Below are 20,181 nucleotides of genomic sequence, written 5' to 3' on the forward strand. Positions count from 1 at the left end.
AAAAAGTCCCTATGCACGCGGCTATTGCTATGAGTGCCGATCCGCCGCGGCAGGCCCCACCGCAGCAACGTCCTGGCCTGATCATGTCGTTCATTGCCGGCGTGCTGAAGATCATCGGACTGCTCTTCATGTCCCTGCTGGCGTCGATCATCATGGAATACATAGGGCTGATCTGGTTCTGGCCGGAGCAAGGCTGGCACCACAGTTATGCGATGCTCGACAGCGAGCTCGCGTGGCTCAGCAGCCACTTCAAGAACTCGCTCATTGTTGAACAACCTGGAGCAGCGACGCTGAAGGTTTTGACGCTTCTGGAGGAGTGGCTCATCAAGGGAACCGGGCTCGCGCGTTTGGACGCTCGCGCCAGCGAGATCGGGCAATCCGATAGCTTCTGGGCGTGGGTCGGTGGCGTATATGTGCTCACCAAGGACTACATTCTCGCCGCGGTCTACACGACGATGACTTTTGCGGTGCGCCTGGCGGTGCTGAGCTTTGCGACACCACTGTTCTTGCTCGCGACGCTGACGGGTCTGGTCGATGGATTGATGCGCCGGGACTTGAGAAAGTTCGGCGCGGGCCGTGAGAGCAGCTTCATCTACCACCGGGCCAAGCGATCACTTGTTCCCTTAACGTTCATGCCCTGGATAGTCTATTTGTCCTTACCGATTACCGTGAACCCACTATGGGTACTGGTGCCCTGCGCAGCTCTGCTGGGGATCATGGTTGCCATCACTGCCTCGACATTCAAAAAGTATCTCTGAAGCCCTATCTCACCAAGTGCTCGTCATGGATTGCAGCACATGAGGTGTTCCACCGCATGTGCCCATAGACCCTTATGCCGAATCCAGTTTAAAGGTTTCAACACGGTAGTCGATAAATCAGTCCCACGTTCCCAGGACGCTTACGGTGCTAGGTTTCAGCATTGACGCTCCCTTGTCAGCAATCGAAGACTCACGCAGCATTTATCACAAATGCAGCCATAAAAAATCCTGACACTATTAGCTGCTCTCTGCTCGGGCCTGCGCTAGCGGGTCCATCCTGCAAGCCCGAAGATCGCTTCTCGGGTAAAAGCCCACTTTCGATGCTCGCCACAACTCAAGGCGCTTCCAAGGTCGAAGAGATGTTAATTCGGCTCGCAGAGGGTTTCGCTTTTTGAGCTGCCAGGCAAAATTAATTTTGCTGGTCGGGGCCCAATACGAAGGCCTGTTTCAGGCTAGATCAGCGGACTGATCTCACTGAAAGGCACGGGCGGCCTTGGCGGATTTGTGACATCCAGCGCAATTCGCCAATACCCAACGTCATGCCAAGCGCCCTGCTTGAATCCTACTTCTGGATACGTACCAATGTGAGCGAAGCCAGGTGCTTCGTGCAGCCCCACGCTGCCACCGTTGGGCAGCGCGATCCCGGCATAGGCTGCGTGAAACCCTTGCCTTTTTAATGTTGGCAGTAACACGTCATACAGTGCCCGACCGACGCCACTACGGTGCGCTTCTGGCGATATATAGACGGTGACGTCGACCGACCAGCGATAGGCCTCACGAGCCCGGTGCTGACTGGCATATGCATAGCCGATGACCTGGCCGTCTCGCAGCGCAACCAAATACGGGTAAGTTGGCAGAGTCGACTCAATCCGCATGGCCATCTCTTCGACTGAAGGCGGCTCAAGCTCGAACGAAATCGTAGTGCTCTCAACCATCGGTGCGTAAATTGCCTGGATGGCTTGAGCGTCCGAAACCTGCGCTATCCTTACTGTCGTCTTGCTCATCCTCTATCCCCTTGGTGGCTCAAATCAATCTTTGATTGACTCGTTTCGAGAGCGCCTCGGCGCTTTCCTTTCGCTCCGAGTAGCGGTCTACCAGATACGTTTCCCGGCCCCGAACCATCAGCGTGAACTTCATCAATTCCTCCATCACGTCCACCACACGGTCGTAGTAGGCCGATGGCTTCATACGCCCTGCGTCGTCGAACTCCAGAAAGGCCTTGGGTAGTGACGACTGGTTTGGGATGGTGATCATCCGCATCCAGCGCCCGAGGATCCGCAGCTGGTTCACAGTGTTGAACGACTGTGATCCACCGCAGACCTGCATGACCGCCAGCGTCTTGCCCTGGCTGGGTCGGACAGCGCCCATCGTGAGCGGAATCCAGTCGACCTGGGCTTTGAACACCGCAGACATTGCACCGTGACGTTCTGGCGAACACCACACCTGTCCCTCTGACCACAGAACCATATCCCGCAGCTCTTTAACCTTTGGATGGTCTTCCGGGGCGTCATCAGGGAGAGGCAGACCGAGGGTTCAAAGATGATGGCCTCGGCTCCCATTAGGGTCAGGATGCGCGCGGCCTCTTGGGTCAGTAGCCTGCTGAAAGAGCGCTCACGGGTTGAGCCATACAGCAACAAGATGCGTGGCTTGTGAGTCGGTTGCTCGTTGCCTTGCAGGCGACCCAGTGTGGTGACGTCGATCAGTGCCTGATCCAGATTAGGTACATCCAGACTGCTTTCCGAGGAAAATTCGTAACCGTCCGGCGAAGTCACCTACCCGACCCCTGCAATAAGGGCGATGTTCTCCACTTAAAAAATAAGTGGACACCATCGCTCTTAACATCAGGATTGCCATGCGCCAGAGAACTTCTTACCCCAAGCCCTTTAAAGCTCAGATCGTCCAGGAATGCCTGCAACCTGGCATGTCGATGGCCAGCGTAGCCCTGCGCCACGGCATCAACGCCAATCTGGTTCGCAAATGGATACCTCTTTATCGTGATTGTGAGGCGGCAACGTTGCCCGCTTTTGTTCCGATAAAACTACCATCCCCACCACAGGCCGATCTGCAAATGTCCGTCAGTATCGACGTTCCGTTCGGCCATCAAAACCTCATCGTGAAGTGGCCACTGGCCGATCCCGACGGGTGCGCCCGTTTTATCCGTGGCCTCACTCAATGATCCGCATCGACGCTATCTGGCTCGCCACCGAGCCCATGGATATGCGCGCCGGCACCGAGACCGCCTTGGCCAGAGTTATCACGGTGTTCGGTGCGGCGAAGCCGCACTGCGCTTATATCTTTGCCAATCGACGGGCCAACCGAATGAAAGTGCTGGTGCACGACGGGATTGGTGTCTGGCTGGCGGCACGCCGGTTGAACCAAGGCAAATTCCACTGGCCAGGCATTCGACAAGGTAGCGAGCTGGAACTGGATGCCGACCAACTTCAGGCCCTGGTACTTGGTCTGCCTTGGCAGCGCGTTGGCGCCGGCGGTGCAATAACGATCCTTTAAAAAGGCTGTATTAACGTCTGAGCCTGCTGCCGCAGGCGGTCTGCTTTGGTAAAATCCACGGCATGACTTCCTTGCCCAACCTCGACCAAATGACCCCCGACCAGATGCGCGCTCTCGCTGCGCAGTTGCTGTCGAATGTCGACACCATGGGCAGAAAGAGCCACCGCGATGACATCATCATCGAGCAGTTGACCCACGAGATCGCACTCCTCAAGCGGCACCGGTTTGCCAAGCGCAGCGAGCAGATCAGTCCTGAGCAAGGCAGCTTGCTCGACGATCTGCTTAACATCGATCTAGAGGCTATCGATGCCGAGCTGACGGCACTGCTTCCGGCTCCAGTTCCAGCAGAGGCGCGCCAAAAGCCGAAGCGCGCGCCGTTGCCGCCACAGTTTCCACGCACCGTCATTCATCATGAGCCAGAAAGCACTCAGTGCTCCTGCGGTTGCCAGCTCCAGCGCATCGGCGAGGACGTCAGCGAGAAGCTGGATTACACGCCAGGCGTGTTCACCGTCGAACAACACGTGCGTGGAAAGTGGGCCTGCCGTCAGTGCGAAACACTGATCCAGGCGCCGGTACCGGCCCAGGTGATCGACAAGGGCATCCCAACCGCAGGCCTGCTGGCTCACGTGATGGTGGCGAAGTTCGCTGACCACTTGCCGCTGTATCGGCAGGAGAAAATTTTCGGGCGCGCCGGTTTAGCGATCCCGCGCTCAACACTGGCGCAATGGGTTGGGCAGACCGGTGTGCAGCTTCAACCGTTGGTTGATGCCTTGCGAGAAGCTGTCTTGGCACAGCAAGTCGTCCATGCCGACGAGACGCCGGTGCAAATGCTTGCGCCCGGACAGAAGAAAACTCACCGTGCTCATGGGCTTACTGCACCACACCGTTCTCGGCAATTAAAGCTGTGGTTTATGACTTCAGCCCGAGCCGGGCCGGTGAGCATGCGCGTAACTTCCTCGGCACGTGGAACGGCAAGCTGGTGTGCGATGACTTTGCTGGCTACAAAGCAGGCTTCGAGAAAGGCATGACCGAAATCGGCTGCATGGCCCATGCCCGCCGTAAGTTTTTCGATCTGCACGTGGCGAATAAAAGCCAGCTGGCAGAGCAGGCGCTGCACTCGATTGGCGGCTTGTACGAGGTTGAACGCCAAGCGCGAGACATGAGTGACGAGGATCGTTGGCGAATCCGGCAAGAAAAAGCAGCACCATTGGCGAAAGCACTGCACGACTGGCTGTTGACCCAGCGCGATCTTGTGCCCGAAGGCTCAGCCATCAGCAGAGCACTCAATTACAGCCTGAAACGCTGGGTAGCGCTGTCGCGCTACCTGGATGACGGGGCCTTACCCATAGACAATAACTGGGCGGAGGTGCGACACGAAGTCGCTTAAAGAAGTTGTTCCCCTTTGAGGGAACCACCCGTGTCACCGGGTGAATCTAGAAGGCTGAATCAAGAGCGCTTTCGACAATGTGACGAGGCACCACAAGGTGCGGGGTACTAATCGCGAGAGGCGTACCCTTCTGGCAGCCATGGCCGGACAAGGGCTAGATAGTCGGTATGGTGAACACATGTGAACCTGCGTAAAGGTCGTTAAGTTGAACGAGCGGAAATGGCTTATACGCTCGAACCAAAAGGTAGCGGAGGTGGGAACAGCGTTTTTCTGCACGCGCGTTCGTGACCCACATGCCTCCCGGCCGATAGCAGGCACCTAACCCGACGTACTTCAGTAAGCGGAACGTGCAAATCCCGTATCGCCCCCGTGAGGGAAAGCCGTTTGTAAGAACTGCCCATGGCGGTGCGGGCGAAGGAACGAGGAAAAAGCGAACGCCATCCTGTAACGGGCTGGATAGAAGTTGAAACATCACTTCACGCGAAAGCGGGCAGACGTCCTCATGGTCTCTCTTCACAAGAGAGTAGGTAGAACCCTTTCAACGGAAGGAGAGCAAATGAACGCAGTAGCATTGGCGTGTGCACCTTCCGGCACGTCGTGGGACGGCATCAACTGGGCCGACGCTCAACGTCGAGTAAGAGGGCTGCAAGCGCGTATTGTGAAGGCTGTACAAGACGGCAGGCATAACAAGGCGAAAGCTCTGCAATGGCTGCTGACTCACTCGTTTAGCGGCAAGGCATTGGCCGTGAAACGCGTGTCTGAAAACAAAGGCAAGAACACCCCCGGTGTGGACAAGGTCACTTGGAATACACCAGGAGCCAAGATCGGTGCGATAGCGTCATTGAGGCGGCGAGGCTACTCGCCGCTTCCGCTTCGGAGAGTGCTTATTCCGAAGAAAAACGGCAAGACGAGACCTCTCGGAATTCCCGCGATGAAATGCCGGGCCATGCAGGCGCTCCATTTGCTGGCTCTGGAACCGATAGCAGAAACCACTGCCGATCCGAACTCTTATGGGTTCAGGCCGGAACGCTCAACTGCGGATGCCGCCGCACAGTGCTTTGGTGTGCTGTCACGTAAAGCAAACGCGGAGTGGGTGTTAGAGGGCGACATTCAAGGCTGTTTCGACAATATCAGCCATGACTGGTTGATCGCCAACATCCCCATGGATAAAGCGATTTTGCAGAAATGGCTCAAAGCCGGTTACGTCTACCAGAATGAGCTATTCCCTAGCCACACCGGAACCCCGCAGGGAGGCATCATTTCTCCGGTGTTGGCCAACATGACGCTGGATGGTTTGGAAGCGATGCTGGCAAAGAAATTTCCCAATGCAAAGTGGACAGGCCGAAAGATGCGCGTGGTGCGTTATGCAGATGACTTCATCATCACTGGCTGTTCGAAAGACTGGCTTGAGAATGAAGTCAGGCCCGCCGTGGTTGAATTTCTGACAGAACGTGGACTTGTCCTCTCTCCGGAAAAAACCAAAATAACGCACATAGGGGACGGGTTCGACTTCCTCGGATGGAACTTGCGCAAGTACAACGGCAAGCTCCTGATCAAGCCATCGAAAGCGAACATCAGGGCTCACCTTGCCAAGCTCCGGGAAGTGATCAAGACCAACAAGGCGATCAAGCAGGTCAATTTGATCGGGCTGCTTAACCCAATTCTACGGGGATGGGCAAACTATCATAGCCACGTGGTCGCCAAGAAAGTCTTCAATCAGGTAGACAGCGAAGTCTGGACAAGGCTTTGGCGCTGGGCGGTGAGACGGCATCCGCGCAAAGGAACCCGGTGGGTCAAGGACAGGTATTTCAAAGTCCGAGGATCGCGCCGGTGGGTGTTCACCACCGCTGAAAAATACGCAGACGGTAAGGTAAGGGAATACACCTTACTGAAGGAATCGGACACGCCGATAGTGCGGCACATCAAGATCAAGGCTGTTGCCAACCCGCATGATCGCAATTGGGATGAGTATTTCGAGTTCCGATGGGGCAAGAAAATGCTCAAATCAACGAAGGGACGAGCGAAGCTGTATCGCGTTTGGCGACAGCAAGGCGGCCAATGTTCTGTTTGTCATAAGCCCGTTACCAAAGATACGCCGTGGCATAGTCGCCACATCGTAAAGTTGGGCGACGGCGGGACGGACGCCGCAATCAATCTTGAGATCTACCATCTGCGTTGCCCCAGAGATCAGCAGTACGCCAATGTCAAAGAGGTATAGCCGGGTACTTAAAAGTGCCTTTGTAGAGGCTTGAGCCGTGTGCTGGGAAACTCGCATGCACGGTTCTTAGGGGGTTGGACGCGGGTAACCGCGTCTGACTACCCGACAACCATATCCGGCCTTGGGCTCTTGGGCGCAAGAATTGGCTCTTCGCTGGATCGCTGCGTAGCGGAAAACGAGCGGCGGCGATCATGAGCTTGATCCAGTCTGTGCGACTCAATGGCCATGATCCGTATGTGTATCTGAAGGATGTTCTCACGCGCCTGCCGACGCAGCGGGCGAGTGAAGTCAATCAGTTGCTGCCGCATAAGTGGCAGCCGATTTAATCACGCAAAGCGTGGTGTCGGACGCAAACAACGCAGCGCGCGAGCGAAATTAAGCAGTTGCTTGCGCATAGGTGGCAACCGGCCACGCCAGATGTGATCTCGTGATGTGTATCTACTGTCAGGACTTATCGAGAGAGAGGTAGCGACTGGTTTGCACGATGTCTTCTCGCTCCTTGAAGGTGGTGAGGTGTTTGGCCAACGCTCCGCTATCACCCGTGCGCTTGATTTCTGCCAAGGTGCGCTGCATCGCATGGATAGAAGCGCGCTGTAGGTCAGAGGGAATAATAACCAGTTGATACCCCAGAGACGCTAGTTCCTCGATAGGCATGAGGGGCGTCTTGCCACCGTAGAACATGTTCATCAGCTTATGGCCAGGGACGCGCACAGCTATCTCTCGAATTTGCTTAGTCGTTTGTGGGGCTTCGACAAAAATCATGTCCGCGCCCGCTTCGACATAGCGCTGCGCGCGATTAAGTGCAGCTTCGAAGCCTTCGACAGCGATAGCATCGGTACGCGCAATAATTACCAGGTCAGGATCGCGCAGAGCCTGTCGAGCGATGCGGATTTTTGAGCACATCTCTGCAACGTCGATGAGGGCCTTGTCATCCAGATGCCCGCAGCGCTTGGGAAAGGACTGATCCTCCAGATGCAGTGCAGCAACGCCCGCTTTTTCGAACGCCTGGACGGTTCGTTCCACGTTGGCAGCGCCACCAAAACCCGTATCCGCATCGGCTATCACCGGTAAATCGCACGCGTCCACGATTTTCTCGATCCGCTCCAAGACTTCGCTAAAGCTCAAAAGTCCCATGTCCGGCAGTGCGGTTGAACGTGCTATGGCACCGCCGCTGGCGTACACCGCTTCAAACCCCGCTATCTCGACCAGCCGAGCAGACAGCCCATCATAGGCGCCCGGCGCAATCACGCTATTTCCACGGGAAAGTAAAGTGCGCAGCTGAGTTGTTTTTTTCATGCGACCTCCAGAACTTGGCATATTCGTACCCTCAGGGGTAGGAAAATCATGGCGGCCAGTAAACGATATGTCTAATATTCTATTTGTACTTAATCGAAAGGTTTTTAATTCTAATGGAGTTACGACATCTACGGTATTTCGTCATCACTGCGCAAATGGAGAGTTTCACAAAGGCTGCCCGAGCGTTACATATCGCACAGCCTCCTCTTGGGCAGCAGATCCGCGCTTTGGAAGAGGAAATCGGCACATCGCTGTTTCACCGCCAGGGTCGTGGCGTCGTACTGAGTGATGCCGGAAGGGTTTTTCTGGGCTCCGCAGTGGAGATCCTTGCCCGAGTGGACGAAGCCAAGCGGGCCGCGTTACGAGCAGCTCGAGGAGAAGTAGGTACTCTGGCATTGGGGTTTACCGAGTCTGCTTCATTCAACGAAGTCGTCACCTCACTGATCAGCCGTTATCAGCATATGAATCCCGATGTGGCGGTCACTCTAGTCGAGGATGACAGCGAGTCGCTGATCCGGCGACTCAGTGCAAAGGAATTGGACGCAGCGATTGTAAGGCCTCCGTTCTCGGTTACGGGCGACTTGGTGATGCAAATGCTTAGCGAGGAACGGCTGATGGTCGTGCTTCCCAAGCAGCACCATCTGTCGCACCGCGACCTTATAGACCTGAGTGATTTGAGCGAGGAACGGTTCATTCTCTATACCCGCAAGTCTGGGTACGGACTAAGTGCGGACATTGTGGCTGCCTGCCGAAATAAGGGCTTCAGCCCCAACATTTGCCAACAAGCACCTCAAGTGTCATCTGCTGTAAATCTGGTATCAGCAGGCCTCGGCGTGGCAATCGTGCCCGCCTCGATGCAACGAATGCAACGACCAGACCTTCACTTTGTCGCACTGGAACTTGAGTGGCCTACGGCAACCCTGGAACTAGCTACTCGCGCAACACCGTCAAAAGTGACAGAGCGGTTGCGCCTGTGCGCGTCGGGTGGTGGGTACAGCAGCGAACAAACCTTCGGAGTCTCTGTGGTTGATATCGGTAGGTGACTTGGCTGGGCGGTTACGAAAATTCGTCCATTACAGTTCACCTATCCGATCTAGCTCGCGCTTCAGTTCCTGCGGTGTGAGCGCCGAATGATCCAAGCTGAATAATGCCTCGAAACGCTTTTTAATCTGGACGACGGTTGCGTTAAATGCGGCCTGGATTTCGCTGCCTGTTCCTTCAACATCGGAAGGATCGGCAAGCCCCCAGTGGCTTTTGACAGCTAGCCCAAAATAGACCGGGCATGGTTCGCCTCCAGCCTTGTCACATACGGTTATCACCACATCCGGTGGTGAGTCCGAAAAGACCTCTGAGCCTTTGCTGTAGAGATCTGTGGTGTCGATACCCAGCGCTTGCAGAGTGCTCACGGCACGCGGATTCAACTTGCCGCTTGGGAAGCTGCCCGAACTGACGGAACCCGCTCGGGGCCAAGTGGTTGAACAACCCCTCCGAGAGAACGCTCCGGCAGCTGTTTGCCGTACACATAAATAGTACTTTCACGGGTTTCTCCTAGACAGGGATGCTCAGCCGCAACGCCAGTGCTACCAGCGTTACCAGCAAGATAGGAAGGGTGAGGATGCTGCCGACTTTGAAGTAGTAGCCCCAGGTGATGCGGATATTTTTCTGCGCCAGCACATGCAGCCACAGCAACGTGGCCAGGCTTCCGATTGGCGTGATCTTTGGGCCGAGATCGCAACCGATGACGTTGGCGTAGATCATGGCCTCACGTACCAGTCCCGTAGCGTCGCTGCCCTGAATGGACAGAGCGCCGATAAGCACACTCGGCATGTTGTTCATGATCGAGGACAACAGCGCAGCGGTGATACCGGTGCCCAAGGTAGCGGCCCATAGGCCATGCTCGGCAAATATGTTCAACAGCGCCGAGAGCGAGTCGGTTAGCCCGGCATTGCGCAGGCCGTAGACAACCAGATACATCCCCAGCGAGAACACGACGATTTGCCAAGGCGCATGCTTGATGACCTTTCGGGTGGAGATGATGTGGCCTTTTCCAGCAATGATCAGCAGGATCACCGCACACGCAGCAGCAACGACGCTGATGGGGATGCCTAACGGCTCCATTGCGAACAGGCCAACCAGCAGCAGGCCAAGTACCCACCAGCCAGCAATGAAGGTCGCCCGGTCACGAATCACCGCCGCTGGGGCCTCAAGTTGATCCGCGTCGTACTGGGCGGGAATGTCCTTGCGATAGAACATCCAGCGCATGAACAGCGTCGCGGCCACCGCCACCAGGTTCACTGGCCACATCACCGAGGCGTACTCACCAAAACCCACGCTGAAAAAGTCAGCTGAAACAATGTTGACCAGATTCGACACGACCATGGGCAGACTGGCGGTATCCGCGATGAAGCCCGCGGCCATCACGAACGCCAAGGTCGATGCAGGACTAAAGCGCAGCGCCGTCAGCATCGCGATGACGATTGGGGTCAGAATCAGTGCGGCTCCATCATTGGCGAACAGTGCCGAGACGGCTGCACCGAGCAGGATCACAGCGCAAACAGGCGTCCGCCTATGCCCTGACCCCAGCGAGCAACATGTAGCGCCGCCCATTTGAAGAATCCCGCTTCATCGAGCAGCAAACTGATGATGATCACAGCAATGAAGGTCGCGGTAGCGTTCCAGACGATGTGCCATACAACCGGCACATCCCCTAGGCTCACCACGCCCGTCAGCAGTGCCAGAACGGCACCCGCTGCTGCGCTCCAGCCGACGCCTAAGCCCCTTGGTTGCCAGATAACGAGCACGAGAGTAACTATGAAAATCGACGCAGCGATGAGCATGGGTATATTCCAGATCAGGAGGTCAGCAGCAGGAGGCTTGGCGCACGGGTCGGTCCTCCATGCAAGCCAGCCGTCCTTGATGATCATTCACCCAGGACTGGTGGGCTTGTGTGGTGACATTCAGAACATCCAGCGCCCACTGTTCAAGCTCCGGATGTAGCCGGTAGTAAACCCACTGCCCCTGCCTGCGATCCGCAAGTAACCCGCAGGCACGCAGCTGAGCCAAGTGCCTTGAAACCTTCGACTGGTTGTCCTGCAGTGCCCAGATCAACTCGCACACGCACAGCTCACCCTCAGCCGAAAGCATGAGCATGATCCGAGCGCGCGTCTCGTCCCCAAGGCATTTGAAGAATGTGTGTGGTGCCAGGCTCATAGCAATTGCCCTGCATATGTGGATAACCGAATATTCAAATGTAACCACATTCAGCCCGCTTGCACAAATGCCCGTGACGGGAATTAACAATAGGGATCAATGCTCACCGGTAGACCACGGGGCAACGACACGAAGGGTTAGCATTCGCCTCAGCACGCGAGCGGTGGTTTGATGTTCGAATGAATGCTCGCTGAACGGGATTTTGGATTCAGTACGCTAAGTATAATGGCAGGATAGGCGCTTGAAACTATGAAGGGCACGCTAAAGCGGGCTGGTTTCGCGCCGACTAAACGTAGAGCTTTCGATCTGGTGACACTGCCGTCATTGGTCGCGCACTTAGCTTGTCATTGGGGTCGAATGCCAGTAGGTGGTCAGTGCGAATGCAATCAACTGTCAGCAGCTATGGAATTAGGTGTTCGGATTTTAGGTAATTTTGCAGTTGGAGGTGCAAATCACCATCATGAACAGCCTTCCGCGAACCCTGAAGACGCCGCTCGTCTTTGTGGCCGCCTACACTGCGGACGGTACGAAGGCGAGCATGGTGGAGGAAAGTATCGAAATCCTGAAGCTAATCAACAGGGGCCAAAGCATCGGCCCCTTGAAAAAGTGAAGTCACTGCGAGACGCAACGTGAGTTGTGTCGAAGTCGTACGGGTGGAAGCCGTAATGATGGATTACGCGACGAGTATCGCGGCCGGTGACAACGCCAAAGCACTGGTTACGGCTGAAAACCATCGGCCTTGCAGACCAGGTTCGCGGTAGAAAACGTGCCCCCACAGAGGGTAGCTGAAGGGGGCTGATACTCGCGTACCATCGGCCAATCGCCTATGGTTCGATGTTCTAATGACTGGGCCGCCTTGGCCAACTGCTGGAATTCATTACAATGAACGACGAGTTTGAACGCGTTACCGATAGCATGCGAGATCGTGCGATGCGACTTCGCGATGGTGTGCTACAGGCGCCCGGTGATCGCCGGCGACTCAAGTCGTTGAGGCTTTGGTTGCGTCAGGATGACCGCCATCGGCTCGCGCTCAGGGAATTGCGGCAGCTCATGGAAATCGTCCCGGATGATCCTGTGGGGCTGCTGAATCGGATGGTCTCCCGTCTGCCCCCGCTGCCGGCTCTCCATTGAGCATCACCGCTACACCGAAAGCCCTGCCTCCAATTCGATAGCCCTGTATTCGATTAAACGAATGCTTGCGACTCCCCATTCCAAGAGCCTAGGTCCCAGTCTTATCTGAGATCTGTCTCATGCCTGCTCTGAAGCCCCGAACCGTGCTACTCAGCCTCGTTGCGATGGCATCGCTCAATGCGCTGGCGTATGCCGGCGATGAGCGCGCAGAGCTGGATCTCATCATTCAGCAAATCCGAGCGATCAATCAGATCGCGCAGCGTGCCGACCAATCGTCGAACTCGACTGCGCGCTACCGATTTGACTACCCCCGGTTCCGCCACGACCTTCAGCGTATCGAGGCAGGTCTCCAGGACTATCTATCCCCACGCCGTGCCCAACCTGCCGATCCCACCGAACTGATCGGCGACTACACCACCGAGCCCGCCCGCGAGTCATCGCCATGAGCATGACTGAGGCACAAACCGCCGCCTTCCAAGGCGCCGCCGGCTATACCCCGCAACTGAGCTCCGGGCTCTGGATTTCGCTGACGCTGGTGATCGCGCTGCTGTGGTGTGGCTGGGCGTTGTGGACCGGCTACCGTGGCTGGACGGCGGGTCATGTGAGTTTCGGGGCACTGGGTGGCAGCGCCGCCCGGGTGTCCGTCGCATTGTTGGTCCTGATGTTTTTCACGTTGTCCTGATGCCCTGGAGGTAATGCCATGATCCCCACCGTCCTCAACACTGCGCTGATCAAATCCCGCTACACACAAGCCAAGCAGCAGGCTTTCGGTTTGCTCCTGATTCTGGGGTCGGGCATGGCGTCCGCTGCCTTACCGGCGATGGAGGCGCCCTCTCGCGGCGAAGGCGGCGGCCTGATTGAGACCATCAAGAACTACGCCTATGACGGCGGCATCATGATCGGGCTGCTTATTGCCGTTCTGGCCTTTCTGGGGGTCGCCTGGCACTCCCTGACGGTCTACGCCGATGTGCAAAACCAGCGCAAGACCTGGAAGGATCTGGGCGCGGTGGTCGGGATCGGCGCTCTGTTGGTGGTGATCATTCTCTGGTTCCTCGACAAAGCCGCCACCATTCTGTGAGGCCCACATGAGTGACGATATCGCTCGCCTGGCAGATGGCACCTTGAGCTTCCTGCCAGAGCGTTTGAACCGCGATCCTGCCGTACTGCGCGGGCTCACCAACGACGAGATGTGGGTGTCGTTGGGTGCCGGCGCAGTGATCGGCCTTGTTTTCGGCGTGCCGCTGGCGATCGTCACCGCGTCGATCGCAATAGCGCCCACGGGAATGATCGTCGGCATGGCGACCATCCTCTTGGTCAGCGGCACCCTGCTGCGCCGTGCCAAGCGTGCACGCCCTGAGACCTGGCTGTACCGCAACCTGCAATGGCAGTTGGCAATTCGTTGGCACATCGGCCAGGAGGCACTGGTAATCCATTCCGGCCCTTGGACGGTTCGCCGTACGCGCCGCCTGCGAGGACCCAGACCATGAGCCGATTCCGCAACAAGGTGGATGCCCAGCAGGCCCATATCATCAGTCTACGCATGGGGGTGATTGCGCTGACCCTCGTGTGCGCCGGCCTGTGGTATGGCTGGCAGTCTGCGCCGACCTCGCTGACGGTGCATGTGCCGCCGGACCTGCGCTCAGGCAGCACGCGCAAATGGTGGGACGTGCCTCCCGAGAACATCTACTCGTTTGCGCTGTACATCTTCGGCCAGCTCAACCGTTGGCCCACGGATGGTGAAGCTGATTATCAACGCGCCATCTATGCCTTGCAGTCCTACCTGACCCCTTCGTGCAGAACATTTCTGGAAGGCGACTTCGAGTTTCGCAAGGCCGCCGGCGAACTGCGCGATCGAGTGCGGGGGGTTTATGAAGTGCTTGGCCGCGGGTACAGCGACGATCCCGAGTTGCGGGTCGCCCAACTCGACGCAGATTCCTGGTTGGTGAAACTGGATCTGAACGCCGACGAGTATTACGCGGCGGAACCGGTAAAGCGCGTTGTGGTGCGTTATCCATTGCGGGTCATCCGCTTTGACATCGATCCGGAGCGGAACAAGTGGGGCCTGGCACTCGACTGTTACCAAGGCACACCACAGAAGCTGATATTGCCGGGAGGTGATTCATGAACCCACATTCGTGGCGCGCTCTGCTAGCGCTGTGCCTGGGGATCAGCACTGGCGCCCAGGCCGTCGAGGTCAAACAATGGGACCGCCTGCCGATCGCCGTACCCCTCATCGTCGGACAGGAACGCATTATTTTTGTCGACCAGGACGTCCGGGTAGGCCTGCCGGGGGGCATTGCCGGCAAGCTGCGAGTGCAGTCGATCGGAGGCACGGTGTATCTGCTGCCGTCTGACTCGATCGGGCCAACGCGGCTCCAACTGCAATCGATCAGCACCGGCGAAATCATTTTGCTGGATGTGGACGCTCAACCCGGCGAGCGCGCTTTGGAACCCATTCAAATCGCGACCACATCTTCGGCCACTGAAGCCGATGGAACAGGTAGATCCGAACGTCCACCGCAGCGTACGCCCGTTCCCGTCGCCCTGACCCGTTACGCCGCCCAAAACTTGTATGCGCCCTTGCGCACAGTCGAACCGCTTCCCGGCGTTCGACGTATGACGTTGAAGGTCCCCATCGATTTGCGCCATTTGCTTCCCACCCAACACGTTGCGATCACCCCGCTGTCCGCCTGGCGACTCGATGACTTCTGGGTAACCGCCGTGAAGATCAAGAATCTAAGCCTTCAGGTTATCGAGCTGGATCCGCGCGAACTGCAAGCTGAATTGTTCGGTGCTGCTTTCCAACACTCGACACTGGGTCGATCCGGGACCGCCGAAGACACCACCGTCGCCTATCTGGTTACGCGCGGCAGTGGCCTGGATCAAGCCGTTCTGCTGCCACCGACCCCGCCTGCAGGTGACGACCATGAAGGCTAACGCACTGCTGAAGTGGCTCGTACCAGGCGCCCTGGTGGCCGTGGTGCTGATTATTCTCCGCTCCTGGGTCAGCGATGCCCCAACCTCCAGCTCTACCGTCTCAGCGGAAGCGGAGCCGGTGCAACTGACCGCTGACCAAGCGAAGTCCCTGGGCATCGCCGGTGACACCCCCCGCGACACGGTCGCAACGCTGGTGGGACAGGTCAAAGCGATGCGCACCGAGATGCTGTCACTCAAGAAAAGCAACGACTCCCTGCAATCGGAGAACAATCGTCTGCGCACACGCGAAGGCAGCATCGATACCCGTATTCAATCAGCACTCGGCAGCGTGACACAGCAGGTCAGCGAGGAGCGCAAGCAAGCCGATGCGGCACGCCAGAAAGCCGAGCAGGACAACCGCGAGGCCAAGTCTTTGTTATCCCAGTTGAAGGATCAACTCTCCGGATTGGGGGGAAAGAACGATGATCTGCCTGTGGGATTTGGCCTCGAGCCCGGCGATGGGGACCGATTCAAGTCAGCGGCCAGCGAGAATGATGCCATGCGCTGGGTCGAACCCTCGGACAGAGCCGCTTCCGCCAAGCCCAGCGAGGGCTCGACTGCGCTGTCCAACCTTCCCTCGCAGTTCAAGCTCGACGGGTTGAAAGACAACGCCATCAATCGTGGCCAAAAACAACTCCGCGCCAGCTCGAAGGGCGAGCGCGACCTGGACGGCAAGACCGACCGCACCGAGGACGCCCGCCCCGTCTACACCATTCCCGAAAACTCGACCCTCATGGGATCGGTGGCGATGACCGCACTGATCGGCCGGGTGCCAGTGGACGGTACCGTCAACGACCCTTACCCCTTCAAGGTGCTGGTCGGGCCGGAGAACCTCACTGCTAATGGCATCGATCTGCCCGACGTGGCAGGGGCGGTCATGAGCGGGACCGCTTCTGGTGATTGGACGCTTTCATGCGTACGCGGACAGGTCGAGTCGATTACCTTCGTTTTCCACGACGGGACGGTGCGCACCGTCCCGCAGCCGCAAGCAGTGGTCAACCGCAACACGGCCTCAACACAGTCCAGCAGCACCGAAAAAATCCGCGGAGGCCTGGGCTTTCTTTCGGATCCTTATGGCATCCCCTGCATCGCCGGCGAACGCCGCTCCAACGCGCAGCAATATCTGGGCAGCCAGAGCCTGATCACCGCCGCCGGCGCCGGACTGGCCTCGGTGCTGAGTAATGAGCAGAACAGCACCAGCGTGATCAGTTCAGGCAGCACGGCGCTGGGCATGTCTCAAAGCAACGGCAACAGCGCTTTGAACTCGGTGCTCAGCGGTGGCATCAGCGATATTCGCGAGTGGGTCAACAAGCTATACGGCGAAGCCTTTGCCGCGGTTTATGTGCCGCCTTCCGCCAAGGTCGCGCTGCACCTGGACCATGAGATCGCAATCGACTACGAGCCCAAGGGCCGGAGGGTGAACCATGAAAGCACATCGGTTTCGTCACTGGATCTCGACTAGCCTGCTACTGGTATTTTTGGCTGGATGCTCTACCGACAAGGAAGCCATGCTGTCCCACGGAGAGCAGACCATGATGGATATTTGGAACAGTGCTGGATCTGTCGGCACCCAGCAGCAGTTGTTCGATGCACGCAGCGCGCTAAGACGCCCGCTGGTGGATCCTTCCTCAAATGCCAGTGAGCAGGCCAGTTACACCCGCACAGCTCAAACCGAAATTTACAATCTATTCCCTCGGCTGCCCAATCCGGACCTGGTGCTCTATGTCTATCCGCACCTGAGCGGCTCCGAGCAGGCGCCGGTGCCGGGGTACTCGACGGTGTTTCCGCTCTATCGGACGGTGCAGTATGCGCAGCCCGGCGAACGCGTGGATGACCTGTGATGGCGGAGGATCAAGCGGGTGCACGGCCCTTCTGGAAGCCCTGGCGCGATGACCGACGTCGGCGCGCCACCCAGGCGGACGAGTCGAAGCTCTATGAGCATAATCCCAGCTTCACGGACCACCTTCCTTGGGTGGAATACCTGGAGGAAGGCCAATGCTTTTTGCTCGACGACAACCGCTCCGTCGGTGCCGCGTTCGAGCTGACGCCCATTGGCACAGAGGGGCGAGAACCAGAATGGCTGATGACCGCGCGTGATGCTCTTGAAGATGCGCTGCAGGACAGCTTTGAGGAGCTGGATCGTGCGCCATGGGTGGTGCAGTTCTTTTGCCAGGACGACAGCGACTTCTCGCCGTACCTGCAAAGGCTGTCGGATTACATCCAGCCGAGCGCCCGCGGAACGGCCTTCACCGAAGCCTACCTTGAACTGACCCGGCAACATCTCAAGGCGATTGCCAAACCCGGAGGACTGTTCGAGGACACGGTTGTCTCGCACCTCCCATGGCGAGGCAGTAATCGTCGCGTTCGCTTGGTGATCTACCGCCGCGTGCAGAGCTCAGACGATGACGCAAGATCGCCTGTGGCGTCTCTGGAGCGTGCCTGCGAGCGCATATCGGCATCACTGCAAGCCTGCGGTGTCGCACCACGGCGCGTGGACGGAGAAGCGTTTTACGCCTGGCTTCTGCCTTGGTTCAATCCCGCACCGACGCTGACCGATGAGGCGCCCGCTGACTTTTACGCCCGTGTCCCCTATCCCGAGACGTCTAACGGCGAATCCCTGGAATTGCCCTTCGATCATGACTTCACCGAGCGACTGTTCTACAACGAACCTCGGTCCGATGTGGATCACGGACGATGGTACTTCGACAATCAGCCCCACCGGGTCATGATGGTGGACAAACTTCGCAAGCCGCCACACATCGGCCAGGTCACTGGCGAAACCCGCAAAGGTGAGGCCTTGAACGCGTTGTTTGATCAACTGCCCGAAGACACCATCATGAGTTTGACCATGGTGGTGACGCCGCAGGACGTGCTTGAAGAGCAGCTCAATCGCCTGTCTCACAAGGCCATTGGCGAGAACCTCGCCTCCACTCAGACGCGACAGGACGTTGAGCAAGCGCGGGCGATCATCGGCCGGCAACACAAACTCTACCGGGGAACGCTGGCGCTCTATCTTCGAGGTAAAGACGATCGCGAACTGCATCAGCGATCGATTCTGGCGGCTAACGTATTACTGGCGGCTGGGCTTCAACCTGTGCGCGAAGATGACGAGGTGGCCGCCTGTAACAGCTATCTGCGCTGGCTGCCCATGAGCTATAATCCCATCCAGGACAAACGCAATTGGTACACCCGGCTGATGTTTGCCCAGCACCTCGCCAATCTGCTGCCCCTGTGGGGCCGTAGCATTGGTACCGGCAACCCAGGCATGAGCTTCTTCAATCGTGGCGGCGCACCACTGACCGTGGACCCGTTGTCACGCCACGACCGTGCCATGAACGCTCATCTGCTGCTGTTCGGCCCCACAGGCTCTGGTAAGTCGGCGACCCTCGTTTCGCTGCTGATGCAGGTCATGGCAATCTACCGCCCGCGGCTGTTTATTGTTGAGGCAGGAAATTCCTTTGGGCTGCAGGGTGATTACTTTGCGACGCTCGGCTTGTCGGTCAACAAGATACAGCTCAAGCCTGGTACCGGCGTCAGCCTGGCGCCTTTCGCTGATGCGCGGCGCCTGGTCGAGGAACCGCACAAGGTGGCCTCTCTGGCAGTTGAGGATCTGGATGAAGCTGAAGATGACAGCGATGAACAACGCGATGTCCTGGGCGAACTGGAGATCACCGCGCGGCTAATGATCACTGGCGGTGAAGCCAGAGAGGATGCTCGGCTCACCCGCGCCGATCGCAGTCTTATACGCGAATGCATTCTGGATGCAGCGAGGGCTTGCCAAGTCACCCAGACATCCGTCAGAACGCGGCATATCCGTGATGCACTGCAACACGTTGCCGGCAACGCGCACTTGCCTGACAAACGCCGCGACCGAGCTCAGGAGATGGCTGAATCCATCGATCTGTTCTGCCAGGGTTTTGAAGGTGAGCTGTTTGACCGCGACGGCACCCCGTGGCCCGAGAGCGATGTGACCATCGTCGACCTCGCCACCTATGCACGGGAGGGCTACGAGGCACAAATGTCGATCAGCTACATCAGTCTGATGAACACGGTGAACAACCTCGCCGAGCGTGACCAATACCTCGGCCGCCCGATCATCATGGTGACTGACGAGGGGCACATCATTACCAAGAATCCCCTCCTCGCCCCATTCGTGGTGAAGGGGACCAAAATGTGGCGAAAGCTCGGGGCATGGTTTTGGCTCGCGACACAGAATTTGGCGGACTTTCCTAACGCCGCACAGACCATGCTCAACATGATCGAATGGTGGGTATGCCTAAACATGCCGCCGGCTGAGATTGAAGAGATCGCGCGCTTCAAGAAACTGACGGCCGCACAAAAATCACTACTGCTGACTGCCAGCAAGGAATCAGGCAAGTACACCGAAGGGGTGATTTTGTCGAAAAAAGTCGAAACTCTTTTCAGAGCCGTTCCGCCGAGCTTGTACCTCACATTGGCCATGACCGAACCGGAGGAAAAGGCGCAGCGTTGGCAGGAAATGCAGGCGATGCATTGCTCCGAACTTACCGCGGCCATCCGCATCGCGGGGAAAATCGACGCAGCTCGGGGGATTAGTTAGCGTCCTGAACCAGATGTTCACTCTACAGACACTTGACTCTCAGGTTCCCTTGCAAGAGACCGTGTGGCGTCGGCTGCATTTTTCAAAACAGCCGGGCTCGACTGATTTCGGATAATGG

General features: G+C 57.6%; 21 protein-coding genes and 5 pseudogenes. 20 read left to right on the top strand and 6 right to left on the bottom strand.

Translation table 11 applies throughout. The annotated features are described in order from the left end of the window. Nucleotides 1-29 precede the first annotated feature (29 nt). Nucleotides 30-758 (top strand): TIGR03747 family integrating conjugative element membrane protein, encoded by a 729-nt coding sequence (locus PMM47T1_RS25035; protein ID WP_043301515.1) that lies wholly within the window; start codon nt 30-32, stop codon nt 756-758. A 161-nt stretch (nt 759-919) separates the two neighbouring features. Continuing rightward, nucleotides 920-1,153, top strand: a complete 234-nt coding sequence (locus PMM47T1_RS30720) for an antitoxin Xre/MbcA/ParS toxin-binding domain-containing protein (protein WP_337999162.1) — start codon at nt 920-922, stop codon at nt 1,151-1,153. A 57-nt stretch (nt 1,154-1,210) separates the two neighbouring features. Here the strand turns inward: PMM47T1_RS30720 and PMM47T1_RS25040 are convergent, their stop codons facing one another. Together PMM47T1_RS25040 and arsH are read right to left on the bottom strand one after the other, a co-directional pair. After that, on the bottom strand, nt 1,211-1,762 hold the full coding sequence (locus PMM47T1_RS25040) for an arsinothricin resistance N-acetyltransferase ArsN1 family B (RefSeq protein ID WP_008374297.1): 552 nt from the start codon (nt 1,760-1,762) through the stop codon (nt 1,211-1,213). A gap of 19 nt (nt 1,763-1,781) precedes the next feature. Further along, nucleotides 1,782-2,530 (bottom strand): annotated as a pseudogene (arsH, locus tag PMM47T1_RS25045) (arsenical resistance protein ArsH). Between the two features lie 80 nt (nt 2,531-2,610). Between arsH and tnpA the strand changes: the two are divergent. From tnpA to PMM47T1_RS29325, 6 genes and pseudogenes are all read left to right on the top strand, one after another. Continuing rightward, nucleotides 2,611-2,934, top strand: a complete 324-nt coding sequence (gene tnpA / locus PMM47T1_RS25050; RefSeq protein ID WP_008374299.1) for an IS66-like element accessory protein TnpA — start codon at nt 2,611-2,613, stop codon at nt 2,932-2,934. Next, nucleotides 2,931-3,266: an IS66 family insertion sequence element accessory protein TnpB gene (tnpB, locus tag PMM47T1_RS30480; RefSeq protein ID WP_008374302.1), complete on the top strand. Its 336-nt coding sequence runs from the start codon at nt 2,931-2,933 to the stop codon at nt 3,264-3,266. Before tnpA ends, tnpB begins: the two co-directional genes overlap by 4 nt. A 146-nt stretch (nt 3,267-3,412) precedes the next feature. Continuing rightward, a pseudogene (gene tnpC, locus PMM47T1_RS30725) lies at nt 3,413-4,168 on the top strand (IS66 family transposase); the annotation flags it as partial. A 2-nt stretch (nt 4,169-4,170) separates the two neighbouring features. After that, nucleotides 4,171-4,653 carry an IS66 family transposase gene (locus PMM47T1_RS30730; protein WP_337999163.1) on the top strand — a complete coding sequence of 161 codons (483 nt, stop codon included), beginning with the start codon at nt 4,171-4,173 and terminating at the stop codon, nt 4,651-4,653. Between the two features lie 556 nt (nt 4,654-5,209). Continuing rightward, nucleotides 5,210-6,871: a group II intron reverse transcriptase/maturase gene (gene ltrA, locus PMM47T1_RS25065; protein ID WP_043301509.1), complete on the top strand. Its 1,662-nt coding sequence runs from the start codon at nt 5,210-5,212 to the stop codon at nt 6,869-6,871. A gap of 104 nt (nt 6,872-6,975) precedes the next feature. Continuing rightward, a pseudogene (locus PMM47T1_RS29325) lies at nt 6,976-7,197 on the top strand (transposase domain-containing protein); the annotation flags it as partial. Between the two features lie 118 nt (nt 7,198-7,315). Here the strand turns inward: PMM47T1_RS29325 and PMM47T1_RS25070 are convergent. Further along, nucleotides 7,316-8,167 carry an isocitrate lyase/PEP mutase family protein gene (locus tag PMM47T1_RS25070; RefSeq protein ID WP_008374308.1) on the bottom strand — a complete coding sequence of 284 codons (852 nt, stop codon included), beginning with the start codon at nt 8,165-8,167 and terminating at the stop codon, nt 7,316-7,318. Between the two features lie 113 nt (nt 8,168-8,280). Between PMM47T1_RS25070 and PMM47T1_RS25075 the strand changes: the two genes are divergently transcribed. After that, nucleotides 8,281-9,210 (top strand): LysR family transcriptional regulator, encoded by a 930-nt coding sequence (locus PMM47T1_RS25075; RefSeq protein ID WP_008374310.1) that lies wholly within the window; start codon nt 8,281-8,283, stop codon nt 9,208-9,210. A 30-nt stretch (nt 9,211-9,240) separates the two neighbouring features. Here PMM47T1_RS25075 and PMM47T1_RS29330 read toward each other — a convergent pair. The 3 genes and pseudogenes from PMM47T1_RS29330 to PMM47T1_RS25085 form a co-directional block, all read right to left on the bottom strand. After that, nucleotides 9,241-9,706, bottom strand: a pseudogene (locus PMM47T1_RS29330) (arsenate reductase ArsC). Nucleotides 9,707-9,715: 9 nt separating this feature from the next. Beyond that, a pseudogene (locus tag PMM47T1_RS25080) lies at nt 9,716-11,004 on the bottom strand (arsenic transporter). Between the two features lie 22 nt (nt 11,005-11,026). Beyond that, nucleotides 11,027-11,377, bottom strand: a complete 351-nt coding sequence (locus PMM47T1_RS25085; RefSeq protein WP_008374315.1) for a metalloregulator ArsR/SmtB family transcription factor — start codon at nt 11,375-11,377, stop codon at nt 11,027-11,029. A 460-nt stretch (nt 11,378-11,837) separates the two neighbouring features. Between PMM47T1_RS25085 and PMM47T1_RS30000 the strand changes: the two genes are divergently transcribed. From PMM47T1_RS30000 to PMM47T1_RS25135, 11 genes are all read left to right on the top strand, one after another. Beyond that, a complete protein-coding gene (locus tag PMM47T1_RS30000) occupies nt 11,838-11,987 on the top strand; it encodes a hypothetical protein (protein ID WP_157213085.1) in 150 nt (49 codons plus the stop codon). Nucleotides 11,988-12,259: 272 nt separating this feature from the next. Further along, nucleotides 12,260-12,508: a hypothetical protein gene (locus PMM47T1_RS25090; RefSeq protein WP_008374317.1), complete on the top strand. Its 249-nt coding sequence runs from the start codon at nt 12,260-12,262 to the stop codon at nt 12,506-12,508. A 119-nt stretch (nt 12,509-12,627) separates the two neighbouring features. Continuing rightward, entirely contained in the window at nt 12,628-12,954 is a 327-nt protein-coding gene (locus tag PMM47T1_RS25095) for an integrative conjugative element protein, RAQPRD family (RefSeq protein ID WP_008374320.1), read from the top strand. Next, entirely contained in the window at nt 12,951-13,190 is a 240-nt protein-coding gene (locus tag PMM47T1_RS25100; RefSeq protein ID WP_008374321.1) for a TIGR03758 family integrating conjugative element protein, read from the top strand. The genes PMM47T1_RS25095 and PMM47T1_RS25100 overlap by 4 nt, the downstream gene beginning before the upstream one ends. A gap of 18 nt (nt 13,191-13,208) precedes the next feature. Continuing rightward, nucleotides 13,209-13,586, top strand: a complete 378-nt coding sequence (locus tag PMM47T1_RS25105; RefSeq protein ID WP_008374323.1) for a TIGR03745 family integrating conjugative element membrane protein — start codon at nt 13,209-13,211, stop codon at nt 13,584-13,586. A 7-nt stretch (nt 13,587-13,593) separates the two neighbouring features. Beyond that, complete coding sequence (locus tag PMM47T1_RS25110) at nt 13,594-13,995, top strand: TIGR03750 family conjugal transfer protein (RefSeq protein WP_008374325.1); 402 nt, start codon at nt 13,594-13,596, stop codon at nt 13,993-13,995. Further along, a complete protein-coding gene (locus PMM47T1_RS25115; protein WP_004407564.1) occupies nt 13,992-14,633 on the top strand; it encodes a PFL_4703 family integrating conjugative element protein in 642 nt (213 codons plus the stop codon). Before PMM47T1_RS25110 ends, PMM47T1_RS25115 begins: the two co-directional genes overlap by 4 nt. Continuing rightward, nucleotides 14,630-15,445, top strand: coding sequence for a TIGR03749 family integrating conjugative element protein (locus tag PMM47T1_RS25120; RefSeq protein ID WP_008374328.1), 816 nt, complete (start codon nt 14,630-14,632; stop codon nt 15,443-15,445). The genes PMM47T1_RS25115 and PMM47T1_RS25120 overlap by 4 nt, the downstream gene beginning before the upstream one ends. After that, nucleotides 15,435-16,946: a TIGR03752 family integrating conjugative element protein gene (locus PMM47T1_RS25125; RefSeq protein ID WP_008374331.1), complete on the top strand. Its 1,512-nt coding sequence runs from the start codon at nt 15,435-15,437 to the stop codon at nt 16,944-16,946. The genes PMM47T1_RS25120 and PMM47T1_RS25125 overlap by 11 nt, the downstream gene beginning before the upstream one ends. Continuing rightward, the gene (locus PMM47T1_RS25130; protein WP_050990459.1) at nt 16,909-17,325 is read left to right on the top strand and encodes a TIGR03751 family conjugal transfer lipoprotein; all 417 of its coding nucleotides are present in this window, start codon (nt 16,909-16,911) and stop codon (nt 17,323-17,325) included. The genes PMM47T1_RS25125 and PMM47T1_RS25130 overlap by 38 nt, the downstream gene beginning before the upstream one ends. After that, complete coding sequence (locus PMM47T1_RS25135) at nt 17,325-20,063, top strand: conjugative transfer ATPase (RefSeq protein WP_008374335.1); 2,739 nt, start codon at nt 17,325-17,327, stop codon at nt 20,061-20,063. Before PMM47T1_RS25130 ends, PMM47T1_RS25135 begins: the two co-directional genes overlap by 1 nt. The last annotated feature ends 118 nt before the right edge of the window (nt 20,064-20,181 follow it).

Origin of the sequence: Pseudomonas sp. M47T1 (assembly GCF_000263855.1) — a bacterium.
GTDB lineage: Bacteria > Pseudomonadota > Gammaproteobacteria > Pseudomonadales > Pseudomonadaceae > Aquipseudomonas.